The organism is Fictibacillus norfolkensis, assembly GCF_014836645.1.
In the GTDB taxonomy this organism is placed as follows: Bacteria; Bacillota; Bacilli; order Bacillales; family Fictibacillaceae; genus Fictibacillus; species Fictibacillus norfolkensis.
The window spans coordinates 415,291-429,214 of record NZ_JACSQM010000003.1 but is presented as its reverse complement, the minus strand read 5'-3'; the positions used below and the strand labels follow the sequence as shown (position 1 = coordinate 429,214).

Genomic DNA, 13,924 nt, shown 5'->3' with positions numbered 1-13,924 from the left:
CTGCATGAAACAGATCAGAGTGCTAATTGTAGATGATTCTGCCTTTATGAGAAAGCTGATCAAAGAGTTCTTAAGTGAAGATCCTAGGATTATGGTGCTCGATACAGCTAGAAACGGACAGGAAGCAATTGATAAAACATTAAAATTAAAACCAGATGTTATCACGATGGATGTTGAAATGCCTGTATTAAATGGCATTGATGCTGCAAGAGCCATCATGAACAGCTCCCCTGTTCCGATCATCATGTTATCAAGCACAACAAAAGTCGGTGCAGAAAATACGATTCTAGCTATGGAGGCAGGAGCTATTGATTTTATCGCTAAGCCATCAGGTGCAATATCCTTAGATTTACATAAAGTGAAAAATAGTTTAATAGAAAAAGTGATCACATCTTCAAAAGCAAATATAGCTACAAAAAAAGCTCTATCACCATATAAACTTGAAACCAATAGGCAGAAGAGGATCCTAAAGAGAGATCACAAAGACAAGCTGGTCTTGATCGGTACATCCACTGGCGGTCCAAGAGCATTACAACAAGTGATCACAAAGCTTCCGACGGACTTAGATGCACCTGTTGTTGTCGTACAGCATATGCCCGCAGGGTTTACGAAATCGTTAGCAGATCGATTGAATTCATTATCAAACGTTTCTGTAAAAGAGGCAGAGGATCATGAGCTGTTACAAAAAGGTTATGTTTACATCGCACCAGGTGGTTTTCATGTACGACTTTACGAGAAAATGGAGCGCTTGTACGTCTCGTTACATAAAGATGATCCTGTAGGAGGACATCGACCAGCAGTAAACGTACTGTTCAGTTCTGCAAGCAAACTTAAAGACTACCAAAAGATCGCTGTCATCATGACGGGTATGGGCTCTGATGGCACCGAAGGGATCGTAGATTTAAAAGAAGCGGGTTCAACGGTAGTTATTGCAGAGGCAAAAGAGTCCTGCGTTGTTTATGGAATGCCAAAGACCGCTGTTCTTACGAAGAAAGTAGATGAAATTGTTCATTTAGAGTTAATTGGATCAGCAATTTTGAACCATTTGTAAAATAGGAGGAATTATACGATGGAATTGACACAATATCTCGACATATTCATTGAAGAAAGCAAAGAGCATTTACAGTCTATTAATCAACAAGTACTCCTGCTGGAAAAAACACCAGGTGAACTTTCAATTGTCAATGAGATTTTCCGTTCTGCTCATACATTAAAAGGAATGTCGGCTACGATGGGTTATGAAGATCTAGCTAACCTTACTCATTGTATGGAAAATGTTCTTGATGCGATTCGCAATAACAAATTAGACGTTTCATCTTCAGTTCTAGATGTACTCTTCGCTTCACTTGATCACTTAGAAGCGATGGTGGTTGAAATTTCAGAAGGCGGCAGCGGAAAACGTGATGTTGCAGAGACAGTGAAAGAGTTAGAGGCACTTGAAAAGGGAGAGGTTCCACAATCGATGCAAGCTGAAGCGAACAATGAAGCCGGTTCATTGCAAGATTATGATCAATATGAAAAACAGATCATCATTCAATCAAAAGAACAAGGATTTCATGCATACGAGTTATCGATCTCATTAAGAGAAGACTGTATTTTAAAAGCAGCCAGAGTATATATGGTATTTGAAGTGATCGAACAGATCGGAGAGATCATTAAGACGTTACCAGCGGTAGATATGTTAGAAACAGAACAATTTGGAACACATTTTACTCTTTCTATCCTTACGAAAGAGTCCGCCGTAGACGTTAAAGAACGTATCTTAAAAGTTTCTGAGATTGATGCAGTAGAAGTGATTGATATTAAGGCAGATCAACTTAACATATCGTCAAATTCCGAGAGGGAAGAGAATGACAAATTAGAGCAACAAGAAGTATCACCACAAGATAAAAAGAGTGGAGTACAGCAAACTTCAAATGCTGGTAGCAGCGGGAAAACCATTCGTGTCAATATCGAGAGGCTTGATCAGCTCATGAACTTGTTTGAAGAACTTGTCATTGACCGTGGTCGGCTAGAAGAGATATCGAAATCATTAAAAAGCATGGAACTGAATGAGACTGTTGAACGAATGTCCCGTGTGTCAGGAGATCTGCAAAACATCATCCTGACGATGAGAATGGTTCCAGTAGAGCAAGTCTTCAATCGTTTTCCAAGAATGATCAGAGGACTAGCGAAAGATCTTGGTAAAAAAGTTAACCTCGAGATCGTAGGAGCAGAAACTGAACTAGATCGAACCGTAATTGATGAGATCGGTGATCCACTTGTTCATCTACTTAGAAACTCGATTGATCATGGCATTGAAAACCCAGTGGTACGTTCTTCTAAAGGTAAAAATGAAACAGGTACCATCTATTTAAGAGCTTTTCATAGCGGAAATCACGTGTTTATTGAGATTCAAGATGATGGAGCGGGTATAAATAAACAAAAAGTATTAAGTAAAGCGATCGAAAATGGAATCCTCACAAAAGAAATGTCTGAAAATTTGACCGATAAAGAGTGTTTTGAATTATTGTTTGCTTCCGGATTTTCTACAGCAGATGTTGTTTCTGACATCTCAGGACGTGGAGTAGGGTTGGATGTTGTAAAAAACAAAATTGAATCGTTAGGTGGTTCTATCACTGTCGATTCAACGGAAGGATCAGGAACGATCTTTTCCATACAGCTTCCTCTTACCCTCTCGATCATGTCTGTCATGCTCGTTGAGATCAGTCGTGAGAAATATGCGATTCCGTTATCATCAATTATTGAAACAGCCATTATTAGAAAAGAAGAAATCCTTTCCGCTCATAATCAGAAAGTGATCGATTTTAGAGGTAAAGTTGTACCTCTTGTGAACATGAAAGATATTTTTGAAGTCCCTGGTTCAACTGAATCGGGTCAGCACGTTCCTGTAGTCGTAGTACGAAAAGGAGATAAGATGGCAGCGTTAGCAGTTGATTCGTTTATCGGACAGCAAGAGATCGTCTTGAAATCACTCGGTCAGTATTTAACATCGGTATTTGCTATCTCTGGCGCAACGATTCTAGGAGATGGACAAGTAGCATTAATTCTCGATTGCAACGCACTCATTAAATAAGGTGGTTAATCATGATGAATGAAGAAAAAGTAATCATATTTCAATTAAAAGATGAAGAGTATGCAGTTCCTGTTCAGCACGTGAAATCGATTGAAAGAATGCAACCGATCACAAGAATTCCAAGAACAGTATCGTTTGTAAAAGGTGTAATTAACTTAAGAGGAGTCGTTACTCCCATTATTGACTTGCGTTCTCGATTCGAGATCGAAGAAGTAAGCCATACGGATACGACTCGAATCATCATTGTGTCTGTAGGTACGATTGAAGCAGGACTCATTGTAGATGCAGCAAACGACGTAATCGATCTTGATAAAGAGTCGATCGAGCCCCCTCCTGAAGTAGTGGGCGGTGTAGATGCTGAGTATATCCAAGGGGTTGCAAAGATTGAAAAGCGACTATTGATCCTGCTTGATCTTGTTAAGGTTTTGAATCCAGAAAAACTGGACGTCCAACCAACTAAGGAGAGTATCCATTAAGATGGATTTTCTAAAAATTCAGCCTATCCATCTAGATGTTTTACGTGAGATCGGTAACATTGGAGCAGGACATGCAGCGACAGCATTGTCGACGATGTTGAACAAAGCTGTTGATATGAAAGTTCCTTCAGTGAATGTCATCTCATTTGAAGAAATTTCTGAGATGGTCGGAGGAGCAGAGAACGTTGTGGCTTCCGTTTTCTTAAGAATCGTAGGAGATGCTCCCGGTTGTATGTTCTTCATGCTTCCTGTTGAACAAGCTGAGCAGCTTTTAGAAGATTTATTAGTCGGCCAAACAGTGAATTTATCGAGCGGAGATGAATCTGACATTGCATTATCTGCTCTTCAGGAGGTAGGTAACATTCTATCAGGTTCATATCTGACTTCATTCTCTGATTTTACAGGGCTCAATTTACAGCCGTCTGTTCCTGCAACAAGCATTGACATGGCAGGAGCGATATTGAGTTTTGGACTGTTCGAAATATCTGCTGTAAGTGATTATGCCATTGTTATCGATACTGCTTTTACGGATATAGAAAGGCAAGACGAGGTAAAAGGACACTTTTTTCTGTTGCCTGACCCTCTATCCTTCTCTAAAATTTTTCATGCATTAGGAGTTCCGTTGGATGAGTGAAATCATAAAGGTGGGAATCGCTGATATTAACATCGTTTCCCCTCCAAACACAATTAGAACAACAGGTCTTGGTTCATGTGTCGGCGTCATACTTTTTGATCAAGTAAAAAAAATCGCAGGGATGGCGCATATCATGCTTCCGGATTCGTCACTTTCCAAAACTCCCACGTTGAATGAAGGGAAATATGCGGATACAGCGATTAAGAGTCTTTACGACATGCTGATCAAGAGTGGTGCCAACGGAAAAGGCTTAAAAGCAAAGATAGCTGGGGGTGCACAGATGTTTAAGTTCACCTCAGGAAGTGAAATGATGCGAATTGGCCCAAGAAACGTTGAACGTGTTAAAGAAGAGCTATCATCTCTAAAGATTCCATTATTAGCAAGCGATGTAGGAGGTTCTAGTGGAAGGACGATCGAGTTCAACCCTGAGAACACTGTATTAACGATTAAGACGGTTAATGCAGGAACAAAAGTAATCTAAAATAAAAACCAAAAAAAACGAGGAGGATTACCATGACGGAGCCATCTTTATTAGAAGAACAATCTTGCTGGGAAAAGTGGAACACGAGTCGTGATCGAGAAGCAGGTGACGAACTGATGCGTGCGTATTTACCACTTGTTAATTATCACGTACAACGTATATCGGTTGGTTTGCCTAAAAGTGTTAACAAAGATGAACTCCGATCCCTCGGTATGCTAGGGTTATATGATGCTCTAAAAAAGTTTGAGCCTGAAAGGGACCTGAAGTTTGATACTTACGCTTCATTTCGGATTCGTGGTGCTATCTTAGACGGCTTACGAAGAGAAGACTGGCTTCCAAGAAGTTTAAGAGAAAAAACAAAAAAAGTTGAAGCTGCCATCGAAAGGTTAGAACAAGAAAATCTTCGTTCCGTTAGCCCAAAAGAAGTTGCTGATGAGCTCGGATACTCAGAAAATGAAGTAACAACCGTTATGTCTGAAAGTTTTCTTGCTAACGTTTTATCGATTGACGAAGAGAACAAAGAAACAGAAAGCCGTGAAAAAGTTAGTTACACGATTGAAGATAAAAAAGCGATCACACCTGAAAATAGCTTGCTGCAAGAAGAACTTCATGGTGAGCTCGCATTGGTGATCAAGGAATTGTCTGAGAAAGAGCAGCTTGTAGTGAGTTTGTTCTACTTTGAGGAATTAACATTAACTGAAATCGGACAAGTACTCGGTCTATCTACATCCAGAATATCTCAAATACACTCAAAAGCACTCTTTAGAATCCGACAGGTTCTACAACGATATATGTAAGGAGTAGGGATATGGATCAATGGTTTCATATTAAATTGGAAAATAGTGAAACAGAGGCTCTTTTACTAAAAAAAGGAGTTGAAATCCCATCTGGTGAAGTCACGTTTTCTAGACTTTTGGCTTGGATCGAATCGAAAGGTATCCGACATGGAATTCGAATCGAAGTATTGAGTCTAGTGGCTGAAAATCTAGAGAGTTTTATATTTCCAGCTGAGATCGCAAACGGGAAACTCCCGAAAGATGGAGAGTCTGCCAGACTTATACCATCTTTCTCAAATGAGAAGAAACTTGATACAAACGAGAATGTGAAACTTGATTTTAAACGTCTTTTTACAATTCCTACAGCTGAGTTCGGAGAGATCGTAGCAAGAAAACAAAACGCTACTGAAGGCATACCAGGAATAAGTGTTTTTGGAAAAGTGATACCTGCAAAAAAAGGTAAAGATTTGGCAGTTAAAAATGGTGAGAATACTGTATATAACGAGAGTGAGCAATGTGTCTATGCTTCAGCGAGTGGAGAGGTAACGTTCCAAAATAATCGTGTAAATATCTATCCCGTTTATCGAGTAGATGGCGATGTTTCTTTAAAGACTGGTCATATTGATTTTGTTGGAAATGTACATATAACCGGGGACGTACCCTCAGGATTTAAAATATCTGCCAAAGGTGATGTTCGAGTCGAAGGCGTCGTGGAAGCAGCAGATATTATCTCTGACGGAAGCGTTATTATCGGTGGCGGTGTTTTAGGTCAAGGAAAAGGAACGGTTCGTTGTGGTGGTGACTTCACTTCCCTTTATATTAGTCAAGGAAATGTATACGCAAAAGGAAACATAAGAGTAGCACAAACGATTCTTCACAGTCATTGTGAGGCGGAATCAAGCGTTACATGTACGAGTGGCAAAGGAAATATATCGGGGGGCACCTGTATTGCAGGAAACGGAATCTCAGCGAATAACATAGGTAACGAAACGAACTCTAAAACGTTATTATACTTAAAGACAAATGATAGAATGGAGAAAGAAATCATACATCATGAACAAAAAATTCTTGAGCTAGAAAAGAATTTAGAGAAATTAAATCATTTAAAGATCGTGTTGATTCAAAAAAATACAGAGCAACAAACGATTAATAGAATAGTAAACACGATTTCTCAATCGCATCAAGAGATTTCAGCCCATCGAACGGAGATCGAAAATTATAAAAATTCTTTACAGTCTTCTATAAATATTAACGGCACGCTTCATCCCCATGTTGAGATCTCGATTGGAAAATACAAACGTAAAATCCAATCTTCCTATACGGCTGCGAAAGTATTTATAGAAGAGAAGGAAATTGTTGTTCACACTCTATAAGAATTGGATGTGGATGCTGTGAGTCTTAAATTAATCGAGCTTCAGGTTGCGATTCCAAGAACTCTTGATGCTTCAAAAGCAAGTATTGATGTCATGAATAGAGGACTTCTTCAACAACAGCAGACTTCAGAAGAAATACGAAAAAAAGACAAGATAGAAGCAGAACGGGTCAATCAAAAAGAAGCGACTGAATCAAGTTTATTTCATACAAATGATCAGCATCAGCAAGAAAAGACGAGTTCAAAGAGTTCGAGTCATCCTTATAAAGGAAGTAAAATCGATTATTCAGGTTAGGATGAATGCGATGTACGCTTTAGTTTTCATAAGTATTATGTTAAACGTAGTATGTTTATATTTAATTTTTAATTTGCGCAATAAATTTCAAAAACAAAGCAACTCACATGATTCAAAAACAAGTGAAGAAGTAGAAGAGCTTCTTGAGCTATTTTCAGAAGAGATGAAGATAGAAAATGAACGCTTGCATGAAATGATCTTAAAATTCACTCAGAAAAATCATCAGCAAAAAGATCTGGATGAGATCACAATTATAGAATTAGAAGAGACCGGGACGGTCCTGCAAGAGTCAGAAGATAAACATTTCTCTAAAGAGACAACCGAAGTATTAACATTAGCTCAAAAAGGTTATAATGCTGAAGAAATTGCAAAAATGCTGCACCGAGGAAAAGGTGAAGTAGAGTTACTTTTAAAATTTTATCGATAACAAGCAAAAAGACTTGCAGAAATTGCACGAAACATGGTATATTATTTCTCGGTGTTAATCACACACGTTTGCGGATTTGAGCAATGTGGTGCTGACTAAGTCAGTTATTGCTCGAAGGTGAAACAAACGGAGGTAAACAAACCTAGGAGGTGCCATTATGGCAGTAATTTCAATGAAACAATTGTTAGAAGCTGGTGTACACTTTGGTCATCAGACTCGCCGTTGGAATCCGAAAATGTCTCGTTACATTTTCACAGAAAGAAACGGTATCTACATTATCGATCTTCAAAAGACAGTAAAGAAAGTTGAAGAATGCTACAATGTTATGCGTAACATCGCAGCTGACGGCGGAAAGATCCTTTTCGTTGGAACTAAGAAACAAGCTCAAGATTCAGTTAAGGAAGAAGCTGAACGTTCTGACATGTACTACATCAACCAACGTTGGTTAGGTGGAACATTAACAAACTTCGGTACTATCCGCAAGCGTATCAACCGCTTAAAAGATCTTGAAAAAATGCAAGAAGATGGTACTTTTGAAGTACTTCCTAAGAAAGAAGTTATTCTTCTTAAGAAGGAAATGGATCGTCTTGAAAAGTTCCTAGGCGGAATTAAAGACATGAACAAGCTTCCTGACGCATTATTCGTAGTTGACCCTCGTAAAGAGCGCATCGCGATTGCAGAAGCTCGTAAATTGAACATCCCGATCATCGCCATCGTTGATACGAACTGTGATCCGGACGAAGTTGATCACGTTATCCCTGGTAACGATGATGCAATTCGTGCAGTTAAACTTCTTACTGGTAAGATGGCAGATGCTATCATCGAAGCTAACCAAGGCGGAGAAGAAGTAGCAGAAGCAGCTGAAGAAGAAACTACTGCTTAATTAAATGGAATGCTCAAGGGTGGTAGAGGGGATGACCCTTTATCACCCTTTTTATGTAAAAGCACAACTAGCACTACATATCCCATAAGGAGGCAAAAACACATGGCTATTACAGCACAAATGGTTAAAGAATTGCGTGAAAACACTGGCGCAGGAATGATGGATTGTAAGAAAGCATTAACTGAAACAGGTGGTAACATGGAGGCGGCAATTGATTACCTTCGTGAAAAAGGGATCGCGAAAGCTGCTAAGAAAGCTGACCGTATCGCAGCAGAAGGTTTAACTTCTGTAATCGTTGACGGAAACAAAGCAGTTATCCTTGAAGTGAACTCTGAAACAGATTTCGTTGCGAAAAACGAAAACTTCAAGAGCTTAATCGCTGAGCTAGGTAACCACTTGTTGGCTACAGAGCCTGCTTCAGTAGAAGATGCATTAGCTTCTGACTTTAACGGAACTTCAGTAAATGACTACATCAACGCAGCAATCGCTAAAATCGGAGAAAAACTTACACTTCGCCGCTTCGAAATCTTGAAAAAAGACGAGAACGCAGCATTTGGCGCTTACCTTCACATGGGTGGTCGCATCGGAGTTCTTTCAGTGGTTGAAGGAACGACAGAAGAAGAAGTTGCTAAAGACGTTTCTATGCACGTTGCAGCAGTAAATCCTAAATACATCTCTCGTGACGAAGTTAGTGAAGAAGAAGTTTCACGTGAGCGTAAAGTATTAACTGAACAGGCACTTAACGAAGGAAAGCCTGAAAACATCGTAGCTAAAATGGTAGAAGGACGTCTTGGCAAATACTTCGAAGATATTTGCTTGAACGACCAATCTTTCATTAAAGATCCAGACCAAAAAGTTGGTAAATATGTAGCTTCCAAAGGTGGTACTGTAAAAGCCTTCATTCGCTTTGAAGTTGGAGAAGGCCTTGAGAAGCGTGAAGACAACTTCGCTGAAGAAGTAATGTCTCAAGTTAAAAAGTAAGCACAGTTTGAAAAAGAGGGGAGCACGTTGTGTTCCTCTTTTTTTACAGAAATAACCTTGGTTTTAATGGCAATACTTTCAAATGTTGTTCCTTAAAAGTTTCTGCAGAACATCATTGCAAGTTGATTGGAGTGTTAGGTGCGAGACTCCTGGGGGATCAGCGGGACAGGTGAGACACCTAATGGCACAAAGTGCCAAGGTGGCTCACCGCACGCCCCCCGGAAAGCGAGCACCTGAAACGGAAATCAACCACTTTCAGAAAGCAACGGAGCTTTTCATTAACTAGTTAACAGCCATAATGAACCAGGTAAATATATTTTTTTAGGTGATGGAGGGACAAATGACTACTTCAAAATATAAACGAGTCGTCTTGAAATTAAGTGGAGAAGCACTAGCAGGTGAACAAACATCTGGAATCGATCCAAAAATCGTTCAGTCAATTGCAGAACAAGTAAAAGAAATCGTTGAACTCGACGTAGAAGTTGCTGTAGTAGTTGGCGGCGGAAACTTATGGCGTGGTAAGACTGGCAGTGAGATGGGAATGGACCGTGCTTCAGCAGACTATATGGGCATGCTTGCCACTGTAATGAATTCATTAGCCCTTCAAGACAGTCTTGAAAACATTGGGGTTCAAACAAGAGTACAAACATCAATAGAAATGCGTCAGGTTGCAGAACCTTATATCAGAAGAAAAGCCATTCGTCACCTTGAAAAAAAGCGCGTTGTTATATTTGCAGCAGGAACGGGTAACCCGTACTTCTCAACAGATACGACTGCAGCACTAAGAGCAGCAGAAATTGAAGCAGAAGTTATCTTGATGGCTAAGAATAACGTGGATGGCGTGTATTCAGCAGATCCGAAATTGGATGAGAACGCTGTTAAGTATACGACATTATCGTATCTTGATCTTTTAAAAGATGGACTAGCAGTAATGGATACAACAGCTTCATCACTATGTATGGATAATGATATCCCGTTAGTTGTTTTCTCGATCATGGAAGAAGGAAACATCAAACGAGCAGTTGCCGGAGAAAAAATTGGAACCGTTATAAGGGGGAGAAACTAATGGCAAAAGAAGTTTTAACTCAAGCAGAAGAAAAGATGCAAAAAGCAATCGGAGCTCTAAGACGTGAATATTCAACACTTCGTGCAGGCAGAGCAAACCCTTCTCTATTAGACAGAGTACAAGTTGATTACTACGGAACTCAAACTCCGATCAATCAATTAGCAGGTGTAACAACTCCAGAAGCTAGACTTTTAGTGATTCAGCCTTACGACAAATCTGCAATGGCAGATATTGAAAAGGCGATTTTAAAGTCTGATCTTGGTCTAACACCTTCTAACGATGGTCAAGTGATTCGAATTGCGATTCCAGCTCTAACAGAAGAGCGCCGAAAAGAACTAGTTAAACTTGTTAAAAAGTTTGCTGAAGAAGCGAAAGTGGCTCTAAGAAACGTCCGTCGTGATGCGAATGACGATTTGAAGAAACTTGAAAAAGAAGCTGAGATTACAGAAGACGAACTACGTCGCTATAACGATGATGTTCAAAAGCTTACTGATAAATACACAGCTGAAGCTGATTCTGTAAGTTCTGCTAAAGAAAAAGAAATCATGGAAGTATAAAGCTTTTCCATGTACAATTAAATATAAAAAGCCCTCTATAAAAGGGGGCTTTTTTATTAGACAATATCACCATTTTGCTAGACTTTAATTGATAAGGTGATTGGCATATGGAGAACACCTCACTTTAGAGGTGGATTCTATGAAGTCTAAGAAGATGGAGGCTTATACATGCTTGACAAGCTTTTCTTTAAGAAAAAAAGTCCGGAGAACCATACATTCAAAGAAGAAAATATCCCGAAACATGTAGCCATAATTATGGATGGCAACGGAAGGTGGGCACGGAAACGAGCTCTGCCACGAATTGCCGGTCATCATGAAGGAATGAAAACAGTTCGGAAAATCGTTAAAGAAGCGAATAAGATTGGGATAGAAGTGTTAACTCTTTATGCGTTTTCAACTGAAAACTGGAAACGTCCACGTGAAGAAGTCGACTTTTTAATGAAACTTCCTGGAGAATTTTTAAACACTTTTCTTCCAGATTTGATTAAAGAGAACGTGCAAGTGCGAATAATGGGTAAAAAGGAGTTATTACCACTTCATACGGTAAAAGCTGTAGAGGAAGCGATTAACAAGACGAAGAACAACAGTGGTTTAATCTTAAACTTCGCTCTTAATTATGGCAGCCGCGATGAGATTACAGCTGCAGTTAAAGCTTTGGCTGCTGAGGTAAAACAAGGAAGGTTAGAGCCGTCACAAATCGATGATTCAATGATCGAACAGCATTTAATGACGCATGATTTAAACGATCCGGATCTTTTGATTCGTACAAGTGGCGAGGTTCGATTAAGTAACTTTATGCTATGGCAGCTTGCGTATTCTGAATTTTGGTTTACGGAAGTGTTATGGCCAGATTTTTCTGAAGAGCATCTACGAGAAGCTGTATCACAATTTGCCGGACGAGGCAGGCGGTATGGCGGTGTTTAATTAAGGAGGACTTATGAAACAACGGATAATAACAGGTGTAATCGCAGCCGTTTTATTTATAGGGATTACCCTTTATGGAAGCTGGCCGTTCTCACTATTAATACTATTGCTAACTGGGATTGGCATGTTTGAATTATTGCGTATGAAAAGGTTGGAGCTAAGTTTCGTAGGGGGAATCGGATTTTTATTAGCAGTCTTGATCGCATTACCACAAGACTGGATGAGTTCTTTAGAACCTTTTACTAAAACTGATGCCATTATACTTGCAGTTCTTCTATTACTAGTCGTAACTGTTGTACAAAAGAACACTACAGATTACAATCATATTTCGTTTGTGCTTTTTAGTGCTATATACGTAGGTTTTGGGTTTTTCTATTTACTAGAAACGAGAATATTAGAAGGTGGGGTCCAACTTTTATTCTTAATTCTATTCATGCTATGGGCAACTGACTCTGGCGCGTATTTTGTTGGAAAATCGATTGGAAAACGAAAACTTTGGCCGGTTATCTCTCCAAACAAAACGATCGAAGGAGCAGTCGGAGGTATCTTTTTTAGCCTTGTTGTAGGGTTGATCAGCTATTTTACTCATTTTGTGGATATGTCGTTATCTAATATTCTACTGATTTCCATTATCGTAGGTATATTTGGTCAGATAGGCGACTTGGCAGAATCGGCATTCAAACGAATCTACGATGTGAAAGATTCTGGTACTTTGCTTCCTGGACATGGCGGTATATTAGATAGACTAGATAGTGCGTTATTTGTATTCCCGTTGCTCCACGTGCTTCATTTGATAGGATAACGCTAGGAGGTATAGGATGAAATCAGTTAGTTTACTTGGTGCAACAGGTTCGATCGGCGTTCAGACCTTAGATGTGATCGCCTCTCATCCGGAACAGTTCAAATTGAGTTCGATGTCTGTAGGTAAGAATATTGAAGCTGCTGAAAAAATCATATTCCAATTTCAACCTGAAATTTGTGCTGTTCAAAATGAAGAAGATGCTAAAAAACTTCGTTCGAAGGTAAGTTCATCTACAAGAGTTGTCTCGGGTATGGATGGATTGATCGAGGCAGCAGTTTCTACTGATTCAACAATTGTTGTGAACGCAGTAATCGGTAGTGTAGGCTTACTTCCTACATTAAAAGCCATCGAAGCAAAAAAGACGATCGCTTTAGCTAATAAAGAAACGCTAGTAACAGCAGGTCATCTTGTTATGGAAAAAGCGAAGAAATATAACGTCGCAATTCTTCCGGTCGATTCAGAACATTCAGCGATCTATCAGTGCTTGAACGGTGAAGACCCGAACCGTGTAGAGAAGTTGATATTGACTGCTTCTGGTGGAAGTTTTAGAGACCGTACTCGTGAAGAATTAAAAAACGTTACAGTCGAGGAAGCTTTGAACCATCCAAACTGGTCGATGGGTGCGAAAATCACGATCGATTCTGCGACAATGATGAATAAAGGTTTAGAAGTAATTGAAGCTCATTGGTTATTTTCCTTTGATTATTCGAAAATAGACGTCATTTTACATAAGGAAAGCATCATACACTCTATGGTAGAGTTTGTTGATACAAGCATTATCGCTCATTTGGGACAACCAGATATGAGAGTACCGATACAATACGCTCTTACATATCCCGATCGACTTGAATTAATAAACGGGAAAAGGTTAAACTTATGGGAAGTTGGAAAGTTACATTTTCAAGAAATGGATTACGACCGGTTCAGATGTTTAAAACTGGCTTTTCAGGCAGGTAAGGCCGGAGGGTTGATGCCGACCATTTTAAATGCTGCGAATGAAAAAGCGGTGGAACGATTCTTGAATGGTCACATCTCGTTTCTTGAGATAGAAGAGATGATCGAACGAGCTATGCAGAATTTGTCCAACGTCAGTACGCCAGACCTTGAGACAATACAAGAAACAGATAATAGGACTCGTCAATATGTGGAGTCACTACTTAGTAAAGGCAGGTAA

16 protein-coding genes are annotated in these 13,924 nt (G+C 39.5%); all 16 read left to right on the top strand.

Going from position 1 to position 13,924, the window contains the following annotated elements:
• Positions 1-4 precede the first annotated feature (4 nt).
• The 16 genes from H9648_RS09415 to dxr all read left to right on the top strand — a co-directional run bounded on the left by H9648_RS09415 (position 5) and on the right by dxr (position 13,924).
• Positions 5-1,051, top strand: coding sequence for a protein-glutamate methylesterase/protein-glutamine glutaminase (locus tag H9648_RS09415; RefSeq protein WP_191753609.1), 1,047 nt, complete (start codon positions 5-7; stop codon positions 1,049-1,051).
• Positions 1,052-1,069: 18 nt separating this feature from the next.
• Positions 1,070-3,076, top strand: a complete 2,007-nt coding sequence (locus H9648_RS09410; RefSeq protein WP_191753608.1) for a chemotaxis protein CheA — start codon at positions 1,070-1,072, stop codon at positions 3,074-3,076.
• Positions 3,077-3,087: 11 nt separating this feature from the next.
• Positions 3,088-3,552 carry a chemotaxis protein CheW gene (locus H9648_RS09405; RefSeq protein ID WP_370629964.1) on the top strand — a complete coding sequence of 155 codons (465 nt, stop codon included), beginning with the start codon at positions 3,088-3,090 and terminating at the stop codon, positions 3,550-3,552.
• A gap of 1 nt (position 3,553) precedes the next feature.
• Positions 3,554-4,186, top strand: a complete 633-nt coding sequence (locus tag H9648_RS09400) for a chemotaxis protein CheC (RefSeq protein WP_191753607.1) — start codon at positions 3,554-3,556, stop codon at positions 4,184-4,186.
• Positions 4,179-4,667, top strand: a complete 489-nt coding sequence (locus H9648_RS09395; RefSeq protein WP_191753606.1) for a chemotaxis protein CheD — start codon at positions 4,179-4,181, stop codon at positions 4,665-4,667. The genes H9648_RS09400 and H9648_RS09395 overlap by 8 nt, the downstream gene beginning before the upstream one ends.
• 32 nt (positions 4,668-4,699) lie before the next feature.
• Positions 4,700-5,464, top strand: coding sequence for a FliA/WhiG family RNA polymerase sigma factor (locus H9648_RS09390; protein WP_137789645.1), 765 nt, complete (start codon positions 4,700-4,702; stop codon positions 5,462-5,464).
• Between the two features lie 11 nt (positions 5,465-5,475).
• Entirely contained in the window at positions 5,476-6,816 is a 1,341-nt protein-coding gene (locus H9648_RS09385; protein ID WP_191753605.1) for a FapA family protein, read from the top strand.
• 18 nt (positions 6,817-6,834) lie between these two features.
• The gene (locus H9648_RS09380; RefSeq protein ID WP_191753604.1) at positions 6,835-7,110 is read left to right on the top strand and encodes a hypothetical protein; all 276 of its coding nucleotides are present in this window, start codon (positions 6,835-6,837) and stop codon (positions 7,108-7,110) included.
• A 10-nt stretch (positions 7,111-7,120) separates the two neighbouring features.
• Positions 7,121-7,537 carry a DUF6115 domain-containing protein gene (locus tag H9648_RS09375; RefSeq protein ID WP_191753603.1) on the top strand — a complete coding sequence of 139 codons (417 nt, stop codon included), beginning with the start codon at positions 7,121-7,123 and terminating at the stop codon, positions 7,535-7,537.
• A 157-nt stretch (positions 7,538-7,694) separates the two neighbouring features.
• Positions 7,695-8,420: a 30S ribosomal protein S2 gene (rpsB, locus tag H9648_RS09370; protein WP_137789641.1), complete on the top strand. Its 726-nt coding sequence runs from the start codon at positions 7,695-7,697 to the stop codon at positions 8,418-8,420.
• 102 nt (positions 8,421-8,522) lie between these two features.
• Positions 8,523-9,401 (top strand): translation elongation factor Ts, encoded by an 879-nt coding sequence (gene tsf / locus H9648_RS09365; protein ID WP_191753602.1) that lies wholly within the window; start codon positions 8,523-8,525, stop codon positions 9,399-9,401.
• Positions 9,402-9,741: 340 nt separating this feature from the next.
• On the top strand, positions 9,742-10,467 hold the full coding sequence (gene pyrH, locus H9648_RS09360; RefSeq protein ID WP_066393724.1) for a UMP kinase: 726 nt from the start codon (positions 9,742-9,744) through the stop codon (positions 10,465-10,467).
• Positions 10,467-11,024, top strand: coding sequence for a ribosome recycling factor (gene frr, locus H9648_RS09355; RefSeq protein WP_137789640.1), 558 nt, complete (start codon positions 10,467-10,469; stop codon positions 11,022-11,024). The genes pyrH and frr overlap by 1 nt, the downstream gene beginning before the upstream one ends.
• Positions 11,025-11,192: 168 nt before the next feature.
• Positions 11,193-11,948 (top strand): undecaprenyl pyrophosphate synthase, encoded by a 756-nt coding sequence (gene uppS / locus H9648_RS09350; protein WP_191753601.1) that lies wholly within the window; start codon positions 11,193-11,195, stop codon positions 11,946-11,948.
• Positions 11,949-11,961: 13 nt separating this feature from the next.
• Entirely contained in the window at positions 11,962-12,750 is a 789-nt protein-coding gene (locus tag H9648_RS09345; RefSeq protein ID WP_191753600.1) for a phosphatidate cytidylyltransferase, read from the top strand.
• Between the two features lie 16 nt (positions 12,751-12,766).
• Positions 12,767-13,924 (top strand): 1-deoxy-D-xylulose-5-phosphate reductoisomerase, encoded by a 1,158-nt coding sequence (dxr, locus tag H9648_RS09340; RefSeq protein WP_191753599.1) that lies wholly within the window; start codon positions 12,767-12,769, stop codon positions 13,922-13,924.

Bases quoted from the DNA above. Each gene is read 5' to 3' on its own strand.
- H9648_RS09415 (WP_191753609.1), top strand. From the start codon at position 5: ATGAAACAGATCAGAGTGCTAATTGTAGATGATTCTGCCTTTATGAGA.
- H9648_RS09410 (WP_191753608.1), top strand. From the start codon at position 1,070: ATGGAATTGACACAATATCTCGACATATTCATTGAAGAAAGCAAAGAG.
- H9648_RS09405 (WP_370629964.1), top strand. From the start codon at position 3,088: ATGATGAATGAAGAAAAAGTAATCATATTTCAATTAAAAGATGAAGAG.
- H9648_RS09400 (WP_191753607.1), top strand. From the start codon at position 3,554: ATGGATTTTCTAAAAATTCAGCCTATCCATCTAGATGTTTTACGTGAG.
- H9648_RS09395 (WP_191753606.1), top strand. From the start codon at position 4,179: ATGAGTGAAATCATAAAGGTGGGAATCGCTGATATTAACATCGTTTCC.
- H9648_RS09390 (WP_137789645.1), top strand. From the start codon at position 4,700: ATGACGGAGCCATCTTTATTAGAAGAACAATCTTGCTGGGAAAAGTGG.
- H9648_RS09385 (WP_191753605.1), top strand. From the start codon at position 5,476: ATGGATCAATGGTTTCATATTAAATTGGAAAATAGTGAAACAGAGGCT.
- H9648_RS09375 (WP_191753603.1), top strand. From the start codon at position 7,121: ATGTACGCTTTAGTTTTCATAAGTATTATGTTAAACGTAGTATGTTTA.
- rpsB (WP_137789641.1), top strand. From the start codon at position 7,695: ATGGCAGTAATTTCAATGAAACAATTGTTAGAAGCTGGTGTACACTTT.
- tsf (WP_191753602.1), top strand. From the start codon at position 8,523: ATGGCTATTACAGCACAAATGGTTAAAGAATTGCGTGAAAACACTGGC.
- pyrH (WP_066393724.1), top strand. From the start codon at position 9,742: ATGACTACTTCAAAATATAAACGAGTCGTCTTGAAATTAAGTGGAGAA.
- frr (WP_137789640.1), top strand. From the start codon at position 10,467: ATGGCAAAAGAAGTTTTAACTCAAGCAGAAGAAAAGATGCAAAAAGCA.
- uppS (WP_191753601.1), top strand. From the start codon at position 11,193: ATGCTTGACAAGCTTTTCTTTAAGAAAAAAAGTCCGGAGAACCATACA.
- H9648_RS09345 (WP_191753600.1), top strand. From the start codon at position 11,962: ATGAAACAACGGATAATAACAGGTGTAATCGCAGCCGTTTTATTTATA.
- dxr (WP_191753599.1), top strand. From the start codon at position 12,767: ATGAAATCAGTTAGTTTACTTGGTGCAACAGGTTCGATCGGCGTTCAG.